Source organism: Planotetraspora kaengkrachanensis, from assembly GCF_016862895.1.
Taxonomy (GTDB): Bacteria; Actinomycetota; Actinomycetes; order Streptosporangiales; family Streptosporangiaceae; genus Planotetraspora; species Planotetraspora kaengkrachanensis.
The window spans coordinates 17152-33304 of sequence record NZ_BONV01000047.1; the positions used below are offsets into that span (position 1 = coordinate 17152).

Here is a 16153-nt window from a genome sequence, read left to right on the forward strand (position 1 = left end):
CGCCGGCGGGTCATCAGGACGGCATGAGGTCCCTGATCACCTCGATGAACCGCGGCGGCGCCGGCGGCATGGGGCTCTTGACGAACTCGCCGAGCGCGACGTCGTAGCGCGACCCCCACGACGGGTCGACGACGTGATATCCGTCCTCGCGGATCTGCCGGACATTGCGCGTGACCGCAGGGCTCTCCCACATCTCGCCGGTCATCACCGGAAAGAACACGACGGGAAAGGTCGCAGCCAGGATGGTGGTGGACAGCAGATTCGGTGCGCCGCCGGTCGCGGTCACGGAGAGCATGTTGGCTGTCGTGGGCAGTACCGCCATCAGGTCGTGTTGCGCAGCCAGGGTCGCATGGTTGTCTCGCGGCCATGCGGCGGCCGTCGCGCCGGTCACCACCCTGTCCGCGAAGAGGGCGACCGTATGCGGCGGGAGGAAAGTGGCTGCTGTATGTGTCATCAGCACCGTGACGGTGCCGGTGAACGCGGTGCGCAGCGCACTGATGTACGTCGGAAGCGACGCGACCGCGGCTGAGCCGGTGGCACCGATCAGCAGGCGGCCACCAAAAGAGGAAACTTCGGTATCACTCATACCCGAACGCTAAAACCCCATCCGAGGAGCGAGTGACCGACCGTGCCAAGGCAACTGACCAGTCGTGCCAGGGCATCGGAGGCGACTTCGTCACCGAGCCGCCACACGAGGTGCGGTCACGCGGTCCCTTGCGCTGGTGGCTCCGGTGTGTCAGCCGTGAATCGGCTCTGCCACTCCCGGAGTTCTCGTTCCAGCTCGGCGAAGTCGTCGGCGGTGTTCGGGACGAATCCGAGGAACTCGAGCGGGTCGTCGTCCGGGTCGAGGGCCGCGAAGCCTGCTTCTTCGAGGCGGCCGCGCATCCAGTCGAGGAGGGTCTCGGTGAGAGTACCGGGCAGCGGCGAGCCCTGGTCAGCGTGGCGCGGGTAGACGATGACCGGCCATTGGTCGGGGTCTCCCTGGGTCAGCCATCCGAGTTCGTCGCCGTCGATGGAGTTGGCGAACGCCAGGAAGCCTCCGGGCTCCGGCCAGGCGGCCAGTGGATAGTTCTCAGGGAACGATTCTCGGAGGTCGCGGTAGCCGTCGCTGACCACGGACGCCGTCTGGATGAGACCGTACCGGTCGCCGCGCAGGGGTGCGACGAACCGCATCCAGCTGCTGAAGCAGCCGGTTCCGTAGACGTCCATCAGCTCGACGTACTCGGACGGCAGCCGCGTACCGAGGGCCGCGAACACCTCTTCCCAGGTGAGCTCGCCGAGGTAGGGATCTTCGGGCGGCGGGGCAAGGAGGCGGAGAGCTGCGAGGCCGGCTCCCTCGGTGAGTGCGGCCCGGCGCTCGTTTTCCGGGACCCGTTCGGGCGACTTCTCGGCTGGGGTCCAGGGCGTGGCCGCCCGTAGGAAGGCGGTCCTGCGCGCAGTCGGCGGAAGCGGGCCGAGCATCTGGCCGCTCGGCAGACGGATCCCCTCGCTGAGGATGAGCGTCAAGGTCTCGAGCAGGGGGGTGTCGAGGGTGAGCCAGGGGTTTTCGCCCTTGAGGGCGGAGTCCTGTTCGAAGACCACGACGGGCCATCGGTCCGGATCCTCGGACGCGGAGGTGTCCCAGAACAGGTAAGAGCTGCGTCGCGTACTTCCCCAGGCGAGCAGCCCACCTTCCAGGGGGTGGAATGGCGGCGGCGCGTGCGGCGGTACGTCTCGCGCGGCGATGCGGCAGTGGCGGTGCGTCTCCTGCAACCACCCGACGTAGTCAAAGGCGCCGAGCCGGTTGAACTCGTACTCCTGAACGCATGGCGTGTACAGCCAGACGAAGTCGCCGATGTCGAGCGGGCCGTAGGCAGCGAGAGCCTTGTAGTCCGAGGGCAGCGCGATGCCGACGTGAGACTCCACCACCTCCCAATCAACCTCGATCGGGTCGGCTTCCACACGAGAAAGGAGGCCGAGGTGAGCATTCGCGTCCATGACTGGTGAGTTTGCCATCGCCCTACGACGTTTCAGGAAGATCCTGCCCGCGCACCAGCGGTAGCGCCGGCCCGCCGATCGGGCCCCGGCCGCTCCTCGACGCACGCCGCGGATGGCATGCGGACGGCATGCGGACGGCCGCCGGCGATGTGCCGGCGGCCGTTCGGGATTCAGCTGTCTGCGGCTGCTCGGGCGAGCGCCGCGATGGTTCAGTGGTGGCCGAACATCTTCTTGCTGGAGCCGAGGCGGAGGAAGACCGTCTCGCCGGTCGCGTCAGTCAGGGCGTCGTTGTCCGTCACGGCGTAGACCTGGCCGTCGCCGCCCACGGTCAGCCCTTCGAGCTTCTCCTGGGTCCAGCCGTCCGTCGCGCGCAGGTCGGGGAGCACGTCGTGGGCGAGCCGCTTGGGCAGGACCTGCAGCGAGCCTGACGGGGCGGCGGACTTCGGCATGTCGACCGTGTACACACGCTTGATCTTGGCGGCCGGGCCGTTCAGCTTGTCCCGCTCGATGAGGGCGAGCTTGTCGCCGACCGCGGTGATCTCGGACAGGCCGATCCAGTCGCCGGGGGTGTCGGTGGTGCCGATCTGGTAGCCGTACCAGCTCCAGGTGCCGGCCTGCACGTCGTAGCGGCCGAGCCGGACGATCCCGGCCGGGTCGCCCGTGACCTCGCGCTGCAGGGTGGCCCAGACGATCTCACGGCCGTTGCGGTCGGTGGTGGCGGTGACGCCTTCGAAGCCCTGCTTGGCCAGGCCCGCGGCGACGTCCGCCGGGAGCGGGACGACTTGCCGGGTCACGCCATCGCGGTCGAGCCTGACCAGCTCGTTGCCGGCGCCGGTGGCACCCTCGACGGCGAGCCAGAAGCCGCCCTGGGGCCGGCCGAAGATGCCTTCGGCGTCGTAGCCGACCGGCTTGCCGCCGGCGTCCTTGACGGTGAGCGCCCGAGTGATGACCGCCGGCTGGCGCGAGGTGTCGATGGTCATGATCTTGGTGACGGAGTACGCCGCGTCGGTGACGGTGTACAGCTCGTGCGACTCGCCGGGGACGGCGGACAGCGCGCCGAGCGCGCCCCAGCCGATCGGCGCGCCGGAGGAGTCCGAGGCCGACACGATGCTCGGGAACGAGGGGGTGCCCTTGCCCAACTGGAACAGGCTCACCGAGGCCCGCACGTTGACCGTGGCGTCATCCTCCTCGCTGGAGACCGCGAGCAGGTCGCGCGACGGGATCGGCAGCAGTCCCTCGGGGCCGTTGGTGGTGGCCAGCACCTGGCGGAAAACCGGGCTGGTCGGCCGGCTCAGGTCGTAGACCGCGACGAAGTTGCTCCGCTCGGAGCCGACGAAGGCGTACCGCACACCGTGGAAGGTGGCGACGACCACACCCTCCGGCTCGGTGCCCTTCTTGCCCGCGCGGTCCTCGTTGTGCAGGCCATAGCGGACGGCGATCCGCTCGAAGCTGTTGCCCGCGTCCCAGGCGACCTTGCCGGTGCGGCTGTCGAAGATGGACCAGCCCCGGGTGCCGCCCTTCCAGTCGCCCTCGTTGGCGGTGGCGAGGTAGCGGTCGTCGATCCAGCTGATGGCGTCGGGCTCGCGCCGCACGTCGGTGATCGAGCCCGTCTGGTCGATCACGCCGTCATCGACGGTGTCGATGCCGTGGACCGTGTCCGTGCCGGCGCTGAAGGCCTTGGTGATCCGGCCCGTCGGCAGGTCCACCAGGACGATGCCGTTGTTCTCCTGCAGCGTCACGGCCAACTGGTTGCCGCTGCTGATGGAGACGTACTCCGGCTCCGGGTCGGTGGGCTCGACGATTCCGCCGTCGGCCAGCACGGGCAGCGCGGTGCCGTTGGACCGGGTCAGCGGCACGGCCCGGGTGCGCCACTGCTGCGGCGACGAGCCCTTGAAGTCGACGATCTGCACGAAACCGGCCGGGGCCTGAGGCAGGTCGCCCTCCTCGCCCCCGGGCGGGGTCGCTTCCTCGTCGCGCTCGTTCTCGATCGCGATGGCGGCGTACCGCTTGTCCTTGGAGATCGTGATGGAGTCCGGCTGACCGCCGAGGTCGAAGCTGGTGACCCGCTTGCGGTCGCGCAGCGATATGACGTCGAGCCGCCCCGACGGGGTGGAGTAGCCGGCGCTGGTGTTCACCACGACCAGGACGTACTGGCCGAACACGGCCACCGAGGTCGGCTCGTCCTCGGCGTCGCCGAGCGCGGCCAGCGACAGCGTGCCGAGCCCACGCGGGCTGCCGGGCTTGCTGATGTCGAGGAAGCCGATCCGCCGGGCCAGCGCGTCGGTGTAGATCAGGGTCCGGCCGTCCTCGCTGACTGCCGAGATCTCGGCGACGGTCGCCGAGGCAGGGCCCTCACCGGCCGGCCGGTTCTGGAAGACCGGATACGTGGCCGTGCGCTGGAAGGCCGGCGGCACATGCGAGTGGGCACTCGCCGGACTCGTACCGACCAGCGTGACGGCAGCGACGGCCGCAGCCGACAGCGCGGCGTAGGTTCTCTTGGGTGACATCGACTCTCCGTTACGCTCACATGGGAGACACGATCGTCACATCTGCGGGCAATCTCCATGCGGCACCCAGGTGAACAGTCGCCGAAGATCATCCCCGTCATCGGGGCGTCCCTGAGCGGCGGCTTCTGGTCGGCTGTTGCGGTCATTCCGTGGGCCTGCGTGCCCGTCGTACTTCGCGGTCGATTGCCCAGGCGTCCGCTACTGGGCCCACGTGCCGAAGCTTGTCCGGGTTGATCACCGAGCGGATCGTCTGGATCTGCCCGTCGAGTACATCGAGCGCCAGGGTGTGGAGCACCTTGCCATCCCGGTCGCGGAAGATCGCGCCCGGCTGGCCGTTCACCTCGTGCGGCTCGAACGTCACGTCGATCCGGGCCATCTGGGGGAAGACGGAGGCAAGCAGCCGGGCCACGTTCTCGGCGCCGATGACAGCCCTGGCCAGTTGCGGGGCCTTGCCGCCGCCGTCGCCGACCATCGATACGTCGGCGGCGAGCAGTTCCCGCAGGCCGGCGACATCGCCTTCGCGGAGGGCGTCGAAGAACCGCGACGCCAGTTCCTCCCGCTCTTCGCGGACCGCCTCGAAGCGCGGCCGCCCGGCCTCCATATGCCGCCGGGCCCGAACCAGCAGCTGCCGGCACGCCGCCTCCGACCGCCCGACCGCCGCGGCGACCTCGTCGAACCCGAAGCCGAACACCTCCCGCAGCACAAAAACCGCCCGCTCCAGCGGGCTGAGCCGCTCCAGCAGCAGCAGCGCCGCCATCGACACCGAGTCGGCCAGCTCCACCGACCGCGCCGGATCCTGATACGGATCGCTCAGCAGCGGCTCGGGAAACCACGGGCCCACGTACTGCTCCCGCCGCACCCGCGCGGAGCGCAGCACATCGATCGAGATCCGCGTCACCGCGGCCGACAGAAGAGCCTTGGTCGACGTGGGCTGAGTCGCCGAGCCGTCAAAGCGCAGCCATGTCTCCTGGACCGCGTCCTCGGCCTCACCCACACTGCCCAAAATCCGATAGGCGATCGAAAACAGCAGCGGGCGCAGCTCCTCGAACTCCTCGACCTTGCTCACGCCCAGTCCCCTCCCCTTGAAGCCCGCCCACCCGGCCGTACGTGCCGGCGCAGGCATCTCCTGTGATCATCCGGACCATCGGCAGGCCACAGTAACGCCCCCGAGCCCGGGGGCCCGGAGCCCGCGTCCGGATCCCGAGCCAGTCGCTGATGCCGTTCAGTGGAACTGCCCGGGCTCGTAGTCGCCGGCCGGCTGACGGGTGATGATGTTCAGCCGGTTCACCGTGTTCATGAAGGAGATCAGGATCACCAGGGCGGTGAGCTGCTCCTCGTTGTAGTGCTTGGCGGCGTACGCCCACACCTCGTCGCTGACCCCACCGGCCGCGTCCGCGACCCGGGTTCCCTTTTCCGCCAGCTCCAGCGCGGCACGCTCGGCCGCGGTGAAGACCGTGGCCTCCCGCCACGCCGCGACCAGGTTCAGCCGCACCGGGGTCTCGCCGGCAGCGGCGGCCTCTTTGGTGTGCATGTCGATGCAGACGGCGCAGCCGTTGATCTGACTGACGCGAAGCGCCACCAGCTCCTGAGTGGCGGCCGGCAGCGTCGAGTCCTTGAGCGCCCTGCCTGCCGACATGAAGTGCTTGAGGGCCTTGCCGGCGGTCGGGTCGGCGAAGTAGTTCAGTCGCGCGTCCATGGTGTGCTCCTTTGTGGTCGTCGGTGGCTACACCCCTGAGACGGGGTAGCCCGCCCCCCTGTGACATGGACGAAATACGACCTGCGTCTCCCGGCCGCCGAGCCCGGCCGGCAGGGGCGGACTTTGCGGATTCCGGATTGCGGAGTCCGCTCCCACTCTGCGCCGATGAGTTGTGGGAGGCCGGGTGGTCCAACTCCTGAGGACAACGTTCAGGAGGTCTCAATGGGCGCCGTGGTGCTGTACAAGAGCATGTCGTTGGACGGATTCGTCGCCGGTCCAGACATCGGTGCGGAGCATCCCATGGGTAAGGGCGGCATGCGACTGCACGAGTGGATGTTCACCGACCAGCCCGACCCGCGAGACAAGGAGGTCCTCGCTTCGATGTCCGCTTCGGTCGGCGCGGTAGTGGTCGGCAGGCGCACGTTCGACGTCGGCCTGCCGCACTGGCAGGACACCCCTTATCCGGCACCGACCGTCGTGCTCACCCACCGGTCCCGCGACGAACTCGTCATGAGGAGCGCGACGTTCACCTTCGTCACCGACGGCATCGAGGCTGCCCTGAAGACCGCACGGGACGCTGCCGGCGACAAGGACGTGATCGTGATGGGTGCCCAGACAGGACGGCAGTTCCTGCGTGGCGGACTGCTGGATGAGTTGCTGATCAACCTGGTACCGGTCGTGCTGGGCTCTGGAAGCCGGCTGCTGGAAGACCTTGGCCACATCGAGTTGATGCGCACGCAGGTGGTCGCCTCCGACGCGGTCACGCACCTGCGGTTCCGGATCGTGAAGTAACGGCCTGCGGCACGGCGTATGCGGAGCGGACACTGCCCTGATTTCATTTCCAACGAGGCCTGTCGCCTCCGTCGAGGGGATGTTGGATGAGTTCGGTCACCGGTGTCTGGTGTGGCAGCTGCGTACGTCAATCTCCCGCGAGCGCAGCGTGGACGGACGAGACCGCGCTCGCGCCGTCGCCGACGGCCGTGGCCACGCGTTTCGTCGAACCCGAGCGCAGGTCGCCGACCGCGAAGACCCGGGGTGCGCTCGTCTGGTACGGCAAGGCCGATCCGGCGGGCAGTCCGACGTCGGTGAGCACGAACCCGTCCTCTGCCTTGGCCACTCCGGTCAGCCAGCCCGACACCGGGTCGGCGCCGACGAAGCAGAACAGCGCACGGCTGGCCAGCCGTTGCGGCCGCTCGCCGGGCCGTTCGACGACGACCGACGTGAGGGTGTCGCCGCCGGCCAGTTCGCTGACCGTGCTGCCGGTGTGGACTCGGATCCGGGAATGGGCCTGGATCCGGTCGGTCAGGTAGGACGACATGCGGGCTGCGAGGTCGTGGCCGCGGACGACCAGATCGACCGTCGCGCCGCGGGCGGCGAGGGACAGGGCCGCCTGCCCGGCCGAGTTGGCGCCGCCGACGACGGTCACCGGCCGGCCCTCGTAGCCCCGGACGTCCGGCTCGGTCGCGGCGTACCGGATGCAGCCGGACTGCTCGAACGCCGCCCATCCGGGGATGTCCAGACGCCGGTATCGGGCGCCGGTGGCGGCGATCACCGCGCGGCACTCGACGCGGACCCCGTCCTCCAGGACGACGACCGGCCGCCGCTCGTCGGAGAGGTCGAGGCCCTTCGCAGCGCAGGGCGAGTGGATGCGTACACCGAACTTGAGGGCCTGGACCATGGCCAGGTGGGTCAGGTTCACGCCGCTGACCCCGTCCGGGAAGCCCAGGTAGTTCTCGATGCGGGCGCTCGTGGCGGCCTGGCCGCCGAGCCCGCTCCGGTCCAGCAGCACGGTGACCAGGCCCTCGGACGCCCCGTACACGGCGGCGGCCAGGCCCGCGGGACCGGCACCCACGACGACGAGGTCGACCGGTCCTCCGCCGTCCCGGTACGTGAGGCCGAGCGTCTGCGCGACCGTTCCCGGCGTCGCGCGCCGCACCACCGATCCGTTGGCGACGGCCGCCGGGAGGTCGGCCTCCGTCAGCCCGGCCGAGGTCATCAGGGAGCGCCCGGTGGGTGAGGTGGCGCTGCGCCAGGTGTGGGGCAGCAGCATCTGCGTCACGTAGCCGCGCAGTTCCAGGGTCTCCGCGGAGTCCGGCCGGCCGACGATCTCCAGAGCGCCGCCCGCCGCCGCGCGGAAGACCTCGCGCCGCTCCTGGAACGCCGCGAGCAGCAGTCCGGCGATGTCGTCCTGCTCAGCAAGGGCCCGGCGCAGTCGCGCCGCCCCGATCCGGATGACCGCCCCCGCGGACGTCACCCGGGCGGTCAGGTAGACCTGCTGTCCGGTCAGAAGGTTGAGCTCGCCGAGGAAGTCTCCGGGGCCGCCTCGGTAGATCAGGCGTTCCGGCTCGATCGCCGTCGCGTCCCGGACAATGTCCACCGTCGCCGTCCGGAGCAGGAAGAAGTCGTAGGAGTCGTCGCCGGAGGTGTACAGGTTCCGGCCGGCCTCGACATGCTCCTCCTCGCCGTATCCGGCAAGGCGGCGGAACTGCTCGTCGTCGAGGGCCGGTCCGGTCGGACGGCGGCGCTTCGGCCGGGCGACGGTCACGACGTACAAGAGCAAACCCGCCGACGTGAGGACGAAACCGGCCCAGACAGTGGACAAGGTGCCCCAACCGGCCTCCAGGGTGACCGCGCCGCCGATCGCGCCGAGGGAGTTGGCGAGGTTGAGGGCGGCCAGGTTGAGCGCGCCCATCAGGGTCGGGGCGTCCGGCGCGAAGCCGGTCAGCCTGACCTGGATGGTGGGGATCGCGAACATCATGGTCACGCCGACGCCGAAAAGGCACGGCAGCAGGACCAGCAAATCGCCGCCCGCCACGCCGATCAGCACCAACAGCGCCAGGACACCGCCGTACCCCCAGATCAGGCCCCGGTGCTCGTACCGGTCCGCGACGCGCCCGCCGAGGTGGTTGCCGACCGCCATGCCGAGGCCGAAGACGGCCAGGGCGACCGGGATGAGCGCGGCGTCCCGCCGCGCCGCGTCGGTGACGAAGGGGCCGATGAACGTGTAGACGGCGAAGATGCTGGAGATGCCGAGCGAGGCGACGGCGACCATCAGCCAGACGTTGATCCGGCGCAGGCCGTTCAGCTCGCTACTGACGGGGCTGCCGTGCAGGTCGTCGGTACGGGGCAACCAGGCCACCAGGGCGATGCCGGCCAGCAGGCCGACGGCGACCACGGTCCAGTACATGACACGCCACCCGGCGTGCTGGCCGACGAAGGTGCCGAGCGGCGACCCGGCGATGGTGGCGACGGTGAGTCCCCCCATCACGGTGGCGAACGCCTTGCCGCCCTTGCCCGGCCCGTACACGTAAGCGGCGACGACCGACCCGGCGCCGAAGAACGCCCCCTGCACGCTGCCCGCGACGAAGCGGAAGACGACGAGCAGCACGACATTCGGCGCCAGCGCGGACAGCCCATTGCCCACCAGGAAGAGCACGACAAGGCCGAGCAACAGCGTGCGCCGGTTGACCCGGGCGGCGAGCAGAGTGATCAGCGGAGAACCGATCACCACCCCGAAGGCGTAGGCGGTGATCGCATACGTGGCGACCGGGATCGACACGTCCAGGTCGGCGGCGAAGAGCTGGATGATGCCGTTGCTGCCGAACTCGCCGGTGCCGATCGCGAAGGTGCCCAGCGCCAGCGCGAACAGAGCGAGCCTGGGGTTGACGGCGGGCTTCTCGGCGGAGGTGTGCCGCTTCTCCTCGGCAGCGCACTGACCTTCGTACGCGCGGACGAACATGGTCAGCGGGCCGCGTGCTTGATGAGGTCGGCGGCCACGGCGGGTTGGGAGATCATCGCGACGTGCGAGGCACCTACCTCGCGCACCTGCGACCCGGCCCGCCGCGCCATGAACCGCTGCGCCTCGGCGGGCAGCACCTGGTCGTTCCTGGCGACGAGGTAGTAGGAGGGAACGGTCTTCCACGCCGGGGCTCCGGAGGGCTCCCCGAGGGTGCGGGCGTCGGCGGGCCGCTGGCCGGCGTGCATCAGGTCGGTGGTGGATTTCGGTACGTCACCGGCGAAGACGTCGTGGAAGAACTCCTTCTTTATGTAGCCGTCGACGAGGCCCCCACCGTAGGGGCGGAAGTCCAGCGCCGCCTCGTTGAGCTTGCTGCCCGGGAACCTCGTCTGCAGTTCCAGCAGCGACTCACCCTCGTCGGGGGCGAACGCGGCCACGTAGACCAGTGCCTTCACGTTCGGGTTGTCGGCTGCGGCGTTCGTGGCGACGATCCCGCCGTAGGAGTGAGCGGCCACGACGATCGGGCCGCTGAGGGTGGCGAGAACACTGGCCAGGTAGGCCGAGTCGGTGGCCACGCTGCGCAGCGGGTTCGCGGGCGCGATGACCGGATGGCCGTCGCGGATGAGCTTGGCGGCGACGTCGTTCCACCCGGAGGCGTCGGCGAACGCGCCGTGCACGAGGACCACCGTGGGTTTGGGCTTGGCTTCCGTCCGGGAATGCGCCTGCGCCTCGGACGTTCCCAGCAGCGCGCCGGTCGCGACCGCGGCGGATCCGGCCAGCACAGCTCGGCGAGTCGTCGTCATGATGTTGTACCTTTCACCTCGAATTGCGGTCAATGTTGATTCCAGGCACTTGACGATCACTGAACGAGCGATTCAATCGTCGTCCAGTACGCCGATTTAGCCTGCGGCCATGAAATCGGCGAAAAGTGAAAGCACCCGGATCTGGGGCCTGCGGTTCCACCTGCTCTTCTACGTCCTGAGCAATCTGGCTCAGGTCATCGTGTGGTGGGTCTACGACCCCGACCACTTTTTCTGGCCCCTGTGGTCGATCGTCTTCTGGGGCATCGGGCTGGCCTTCCATTTCTGGGGTGTCTACTCGCCGCCCAAATCCAGAACCGAGTACTGAGCCGTGTCGTTCTTCGCCGAGTTCGTGCGCGCCCCCATGACGGTCGGTGCGGTCGCGCCGAGCGGTCCGGCGCTGGCCATGGCCGCGACGGCGGTGGTGCCCCGGACCGGTTCCCCGGTCGTGGTGGAACTCGGTCCGGGCACCGGCGCCTTCACCGGCGCCATCCAGCGGCGCCTCGCGGGTCGCGGCCGGCACATCGCCGTCGAGATCAACCCGCGGTTCGCATGGCGGCTGGCCGAACTCCATCCGGCGGTCGACGTCGTGACCGCGGACGCGGCCGGCCTTGCCACGGTGCTCACGCAGCGCGGGCTCAACGAGGCCGATGTCGTGGTCAGCGGCCTTCCGTGGGCGGCGTTCTCCGAGAAGAGGCAGCGTGACGTGCTGTCCTCGGTGTCCGCCGCGCTGCCGCCGCACGGCGTGTTCACCACCTTCGCGTACGTGCACGCCCGATGGGCACCACCCGCGCGGGTGCTGCTGCGATCACTGCGGTCACGCTTCGACGAGGTCGTCGTCAGCCGGACGGTGTGGGCCAACCTCCCGCCCGCGCTGGTCTACTACTGCCGTCGCCCCAACACCCGCTGAACGGTCAGGTCGGCGAGCAGTCGCTCTTCCGCACAGACTGCCAGAACTTGTCGGTAGGCCCCAGAATGTCCGCCATGGATTCCCCCTTGGTCCTGGCCAGTCTGCCTTTCGCCCTCGGCATCGTCATGCTCGGCCTGGGTCTCGGCCTGACTCTGGACGACTTCCGGCGGGTGGGCCAGTATCCGAAGGCGGCCGTGGTCGCGCTGCTGTGCCAGGTCGTGCTGCTGCCGGCGATCTGCTTCGGCCTGGTGGTGGCGTTCCGGCTCCCGCCGGAACTGGCGGTCGGGATGATGGTGGTCGCGGCGTCGCCCGGTGGCCCCACGGCCAACCTGTTCAGTCACCTGTTCGGCGGGAACGTCGCGCTGAACGTCACGCTCACCGCGGTCAACTCGGTGCTGGTCGTGGTCACCCTGCCGATCGTGGTGAACCTCTCGGCCGGGTACTTCCTCCCCGGCGGGGCCACCCTCGGGCTGCAGTTCGACAAGTTGCAGCAGGTCTTCGTGATGGTGCTCGGGCCGGTCGCGATCGGGATGCTCGTGCGCGCGCTGGCACCGCGGGTGGCGCAGCGGCTCAACCTCCCCGTCCGGGTGCTGTCAGTCGTGGTCCTCGTCACGGTCATCTCCGCAGTGCTGTACGGGGAGCGGGAGAACCTCGTCGACTATTTCGTCTCGGTGGGGCTGGCCGTGCTGGCTTTCAACATCGTGAGCCTGCTGATCGGCTACGGCGTGCCGCGCCTGGCCGGCGTCGACCACGGCGCGGCCACCGCGGCCGGGTTCGAGATCGGCATCCACAACACCGCGCTCGCCATCACGATCGCGCTGAGCCCGGCGCTGTTGAACAGTGCCGAGATCGCCATCCCGGGCGCGGTGTACGGCATTGTCATGTTCTTCACGGCGCCCGGGTTCGGCTGGTTGATCAGCCGTCGAACGCGAACGAGGTCCGCCCTGTGACCCTTCTCGGCCCGTGTGGCCTGATGTCGTGATCCGACACCGAAGGCGGCTCCGCCGACGGTGTCGCTCGTGCTGATCAGTGCGATCAAAGCTCGGCAAGGAACCTCTCTGCGCGGCGGGCGAAGAGGTGAGACCCGCGTTCGCTGGACTGGTCGCGGGCTTTTTCGGCAGCGGCTCGTACGACTTCGGCGGGTTCGCCGCGGGCGTGGAGCAGGCGCGCCCGCAGCAGCAGGACAAGTCCTTCGGCGTAGCGTTGGCCGTAGGCCTCCAGTGCCTGGTCCGCTCGGTCGAGGGCGATGGCCGCCTTGTCCGGCCTACCGGCGGCCAACCACATCTCGGCGAGCAGTCCGTGGTGGTACGCGACGCCCCACCGCGGCGGGTCGACCAGCGTCCCGGCCACGAGCTGTTCGGCCTCCGCCGCGATACCGGCCGGGTCGTCACCGGCGAGGGCACGGGCCCAGTACCAGTTCAGCCGGATGTAGTGCTCCTGCTGAATGGCGGCGCGGCCGGTGCCCACGGCCGTCCACCGGTCGATCGTGCGTATCACCCAGCCCGCGTCACCGGCCATCGAGGCGATGATGGTGATGTAGTAGGCCCAGGTCGCGACCGCATACGAGTCGTCGGGGCCGTTCCACTCGTCGATCATGGCCCCCGCCGTCTCGACGTCACCGTGTAGCGCCGTCACGACGGCCAGCCAGCCGGGCCACTCACCCGAGACGTCACGCCGGATCGGGGTCTCGCTGTGCGAGGAGACGACCCCGTCGAGAAGGGCGGGGTCGTTCTCGCTGAAGCACCGGTATGCCACGCCGATGTTGCCGATGTCCCACTGATGCAGGCCCCAGGCTTGCCGGCCGTACACCCGGACGACCGGATCGGAGGACGCCTCCCCTTGGTCGTACAGCCGGCGGACCAGACGAACCCGGTCCCACTCGAGGAAGGTGTAGGCCCCGAACAGGCGAGCGAACAGGAGGCCCGCGGCGTCTACCTCCCGGCCGAGTTGGCGGGCCAGAAGTTCCGCTCGCTCCAGCAGATCGAAAGTCGTGCCGCCGAACCCGGCCTGCCGACGCGGGGCGATGGCGAGGAGCGAGAGGGCGGAGAGCTCGAGTTCCGGGAGCCCGGCGGTCCGCGCGATCTGGGCGGCTGATTCCAGGTGCCGATCTGCGGCGGCGAAAGCGAGCTTGGCCGCCGCGCGGCGACCTGCGCGCTTCAGCGCCTCCGCGGTACGAACCGGGTCGGCGAGGGGCCTGGCGGCCCACAGGTGGAAGGCGAGGCGTTCGGTGATGGACTCGTCGTCCGCCTGGCCTTCTTCGAGCGCGTCCGCGACCCGCAGGTGCAGCCGGATTGCCCGCCCGTGCGCCGTGGTCTCCGTGACCGATTCGCGAACCAGGTCGTGCGCGAAGCGCCACGCGAACGGGTCCTCCGGCTCCGATTCGAGCAGGCCGAGCGCGCGCAGCGGTTCGAGGCGTTCGAGACAGTCCGCGACGTCGGCGCCGGCGGCTCGGGCGAGTAAGCCGAGGTCGACGTCGCGGCCGATCAGCGCCGCGACCTGCAAGAGGTCGCGAGCGTTGTCGTCGAGGCCGGCCATGCGATCGCGGACGACGTCTCGCACGGTGGACGGCACCCCGGCACGGGCCGACGCGTCACCGTCACCGAGCGCGCCACGGTCGCTGAGAAGCCGCGCCAGTTCGCGGACGAAGAAGGGATTGCCGGCGGTGCGGACGTGGATGTTGTGGGCGATGTCCGTGCTGGGTTCGTGGCCGGTCTCGCGGCGGATGAGTTCGGCCACGGCGGTCAGACCGAGCGGGCCGAGCCGGATCCTGCGGTGGCTGGGCAGCCGGCTGGCGGCGGCCAGTGCCCGCGAAAGGTCGGAGCCGGGTGTCGGTGCGCGGTCGCGAAGGGCGCCGATGATCGCGGTGCCGGTGGGTAGCCGGCCCACCATGTGGCTGAACAGCTGGAGCGAGGCGGCATCGATCCATTGAAGATCGTCCATGACCAGTAGCATCGGCTGTTCGGCCGAAGCCTGGCCGATGACAGTGACGACCTGCTCGAACAGGCGGAACTGGGCACGGCTGCCGGCAACCGGCGGCGCGGCGTCATCGTCTCCGGATTCGAGGAGACGACCGAGTTCGCCGGCCCGCCACTTCTCACGCGCCGACGCGGGCAGGCTGTCGACGACAACGGTGAGTGCCTGCTCCCATGGCCACATCGACGGTGTTCCGTCGCCCTCCAAACAGGAAGCCCAGACGACGAGCGCGCCGCGCCGGTCCGCGACGGCGGCGGCCTCTTCCAGCAGGCGCGTCTTCCCCGAGCCCGGTTCGCCTTCGACGATGGCGAGCCCGGTCCGGCCGGTGAGCGCCGCCTCGATGGCCTGCCGCAGTACGCCGAGTTCCTCGCCCCTGCCGACCAGTCCGGCCGCCTGCCTCGCCGGCGCCCGGTCACCGTCATTCTCCGTGCTCGTCGCCACCGGCGGACTTGAGGCCTGCGTCAGCACACGCAGGTGCGCGGCCTGCAGCGCCGGGCCGGGGTCGATGCCGAGCTCCTCGGCGAGGCGGTCACGGACCGCGTGAAACGCTGACAGCGCCTCCGCCTGCCGTCCAGCTGCGCCGAGGGTGGTGATGAGGCCGGCATGTACGGGTTCGTGGAACAGCGCCATCGACGCGGCCAACTGCAACGGCGGGATCACTCGCTCCGGTCGATGTAACGCCACGGCCAGTTCGGCCGCTGCCGCGCAGGCGACGTGGAACTCGTCGTCGAGGGCGGCCAAGACCGGCATCGCGATCGATCCATAGGAAAGTCCGTCCCCCGCGGGTCCCTGCCAGAGGCCGAGCGCTGTGACGTAGTGGTCGAGCGCCACTTCGCGAGCTTGCTCGGCGAGGGCGGCCTGGGCGGCTTCGAGGAGTTCCCGGAACGTGACGAGGTCGAGCGTGCCGGGTCCGGCGCTGAACACGTACGCGTCGCCGCGGCGGTGCAGGTACGTACCGGCTGCCCGGGCGGGGACCGCGGGTTCGAGCACCCGCCGCAACGCCCCGACGTACTTCTGGATGATGTTGAGCGCGCTGGCGGGGGCGTCCTCGGCCCAGATCAGGTCGATCAATTCTCTCGTGCTGACGGGACGGCCCACGCGCGCCAGGAGCAGGGCCAACAGCTGCGCCTGCTGTCGGGGGCCGGCGTCCAGTTCGACGCCATCGCGCCACAACCGCAACGGACCGAGGATCTGCAGGCGCAGCGAACCGGCGCCGACCAACAGACCTTCGCCGTCGGGCCTAACGGGACGGGCCGGCCCAGTCACGTCTGTCGACTCCCGGATGGGCAGTACAAATTTGTCCGCCTGCGACCCGCTTCGGACCGCAGTGCGCACCGAGTCTACTGGTCCAGGATTGGTCGCAGAAGGGGCGGCGGACACGCCACCCAGGCCGGGTTGAAGGCACGAGCGGAACTGCCGGAAAGGCGTGATCGAGCACGTCTGTCGCGGCGAGCACCAGGTGGTGCCGACCTTTAGATGCGTACGTTTGTGGGCGGCAACGGCTGCGACCCGGGCGGCCGTTCGGGCGACAGGGAAGTCGCCGTTCACTACTTC

Annotated in this window: 12 protein-coding genes; 4 read left to right on the plus strand and 8 right to left on the minus strand. The window is 69.7% G+C overall.

The features are described 5' to 3' along the window. Positions 1–13: 13 nt before the first annotated feature. The 5 genes from Pka01_RS35305 to Pka01_RS35325 form a co-directional block, all read right to left on the minus strand. Entirely contained in the window at positions 14–586 is a 573-nt protein-coding gene (locus Pka01_RS35305) for a flavoprotein (protein ID WP_203887333.1), read from the minus strand. Positions 587–702: 116 nt separating this feature from the next. Next, positions 703–1977, minus strand: coding sequence for an SMI1/KNR4 family protein (locus Pka01_RS35310; protein WP_203887334.1), 1275 nt, complete (start codon positions 1975–1977; stop codon positions 703–705). Positions 1978–2186: 209 nt separating this feature from the next. After that, positions 2187–4484: an esterase-like activity of phytase family protein gene (locus tag Pka01_RS35315; RefSeq protein WP_203887335.1), complete on the minus strand. Its 2298-nt coding sequence runs from the start codon at positions 4482–4484 to the stop codon at positions 2187–2189. A gap of 142 nt (positions 4485–4626) precedes the next feature. Further along, on the minus strand, positions 4627–5550 hold the full coding sequence (locus tag Pka01_RS35320; RefSeq protein ID WP_203887336.1) for an RNA polymerase sigma-70 factor: 924 nt from the start codon (positions 5548–5550) through the stop codon (positions 4627–4629). Between the two features lie 156 nt (positions 5551–5706). Continuing rightward, positions 5707–6180, minus strand: a complete 474-nt coding sequence (locus Pka01_RS35325; RefSeq protein WP_203887337.1) for a carboxymuconolactone decarboxylase family protein — start codon at positions 6178–6180, stop codon at positions 5707–5709. A 222-nt stretch (positions 6181–6402) separates the two neighbouring features. Between Pka01_RS35325 and Pka01_RS35330 the strand changes: the two genes are divergently transcribed. After that, positions 6403–6972, plus strand: coding sequence for a dihydrofolate reductase family protein (locus Pka01_RS35330; protein WP_203887338.1), 570 nt, complete (start codon positions 6403–6405; stop codon positions 6970–6972). A 127-nt stretch (positions 6973–7099) separates the two neighbouring features. Here the strand turns inward: Pka01_RS35330 and Pka01_RS35335 are convergent, their stop codons facing one another. Together Pka01_RS35335 and Pka01_RS35340 are read right to left on the minus strand one after the other, a co-directional pair. Next, entirely contained in the window at positions 7100–9919 is a 2820-nt protein-coding gene (locus tag Pka01_RS35335) for an MFS transporter (RefSeq protein ID WP_203887339.1), read from the minus strand. 2 nt (positions 9920–9921) lie between these two features. After that, complete coding sequence (locus Pka01_RS35340) at positions 9922–10719, minus strand: alpha/beta fold hydrolase (RefSeq protein ID WP_203887340.1); 798 nt, start codon at positions 10717–10719, stop codon at positions 9922–9924. Positions 10720–10828: 109 nt separating this feature from the next. On the opposite strand from Pka01_RS35340, the gene Pka01_RS35345 reads away from it, so the two are divergent. The 3 genes from Pka01_RS35345 (at position 10829) to Pka01_RS35355 (ending at position 12576) form a co-directional block, all read left to right on the plus strand. Next, entirely contained in the window at positions 10829–11044 is a 216-nt protein-coding gene (locus Pka01_RS35345; protein ID WP_203887341.1) for a 2TM domain-containing protein, read from the plus strand. Positions 11045–11047: 3 nt separating this feature from the next. Then, complete coding sequence (locus Pka01_RS35350; RefSeq protein ID WP_239115897.1) at positions 11048–11626, plus strand: class I SAM-dependent methyltransferase; 579 nt, start codon at positions 11048–11050, stop codon at positions 11624–11626. Positions 11627–11700: 74 nt separating this feature from the next. Next, positions 11701–12576: a bile acid:sodium symporter family protein gene (locus tag Pka01_RS35355; protein ID WP_203887342.1), complete on the plus strand. Its 876-nt coding sequence runs from the start codon at positions 11701–11703 to the stop codon at positions 12574–12576. 85 nt (positions 12577–12661) lie between these two features. On the opposite strand, the gene Pka01_RS35360 is transcribed toward Pka01_RS35355, so the two are convergent. Next, on the minus strand, positions 12662–15865 hold the full coding sequence (locus Pka01_RS35360; RefSeq protein WP_203887343.1) for an ATP-binding protein: 3204 nt from the start codon (positions 15863–15865) through the stop codon (positions 12662–12664). Positions 15866–16153: the final 288 nt, after the last annotated feature.

Excerpts from the sequence above, each read along its gene's own strand:
- Pka01_RS35355 (WP_203887342.1), top strand. The coding sequence starts at position 11,701 with ATGGATTCCCCCTTGGTCCTGGCCAGTCTGCCTTTCGCCCTCGGCATC.
- Pka01_RS35310 (WP_203887334.1), bottom strand. The coding sequence starts at position 1,977 with ATGGACGCGAATGCTCACCTCGGCCTCCTTTCTCGTGTGGAAGCCGAC.
- Pka01_RS35305 (WP_203887333.1), bottom strand. The coding sequence starts at position 586 with ATGAGTGATACCGAAGTTTCCTCTTTTGGTGGCCGCCTGCTGATCGGT.
- Pka01_RS35315 (WP_203887335.1), bottom strand. The coding sequence starts at position 4,484 with ATGTCACCCAAGAGAACCTACGCCGCGCTGTCGGCTGCGGCCGTCGCT.
- Pka01_RS35335 (WP_203887339.1), bottom strand. The coding sequence starts at position 9,919 with ATGTTCGTCCGCGCGTACGAAGGTCAGTGCGCTGCCGAGGAGAAGCGG.
- Pka01_RS35345 (WP_203887341.1), top strand. The coding sequence starts at position 10,829 with ATGAAATCGGCGAAAAGTGAAAGCACCCGGATCTGGGGCCTGCGGTTC.
- Pka01_RS35340 (WP_203887340.1), bottom strand. The coding sequence starts at position 10,719 with ATGACGACGACTCGCCGAGCTGTGCTGGCCGGATCCGCCGCGGTCGCG.
- Pka01_RS35330 (WP_203887338.1), top strand. The coding sequence starts at position 6,403 with ATGGGCGCCGTGGTGCTGTACAAGAGCATGTCGTTGGACGGATTCGTC.
- Pka01_RS35325 (WP_203887337.1), bottom strand. The coding sequence starts at position 6,180 with ATGGACGCGCGACTGAACTACTTCGCCGACCCGACCGCCGGCAAGGCC.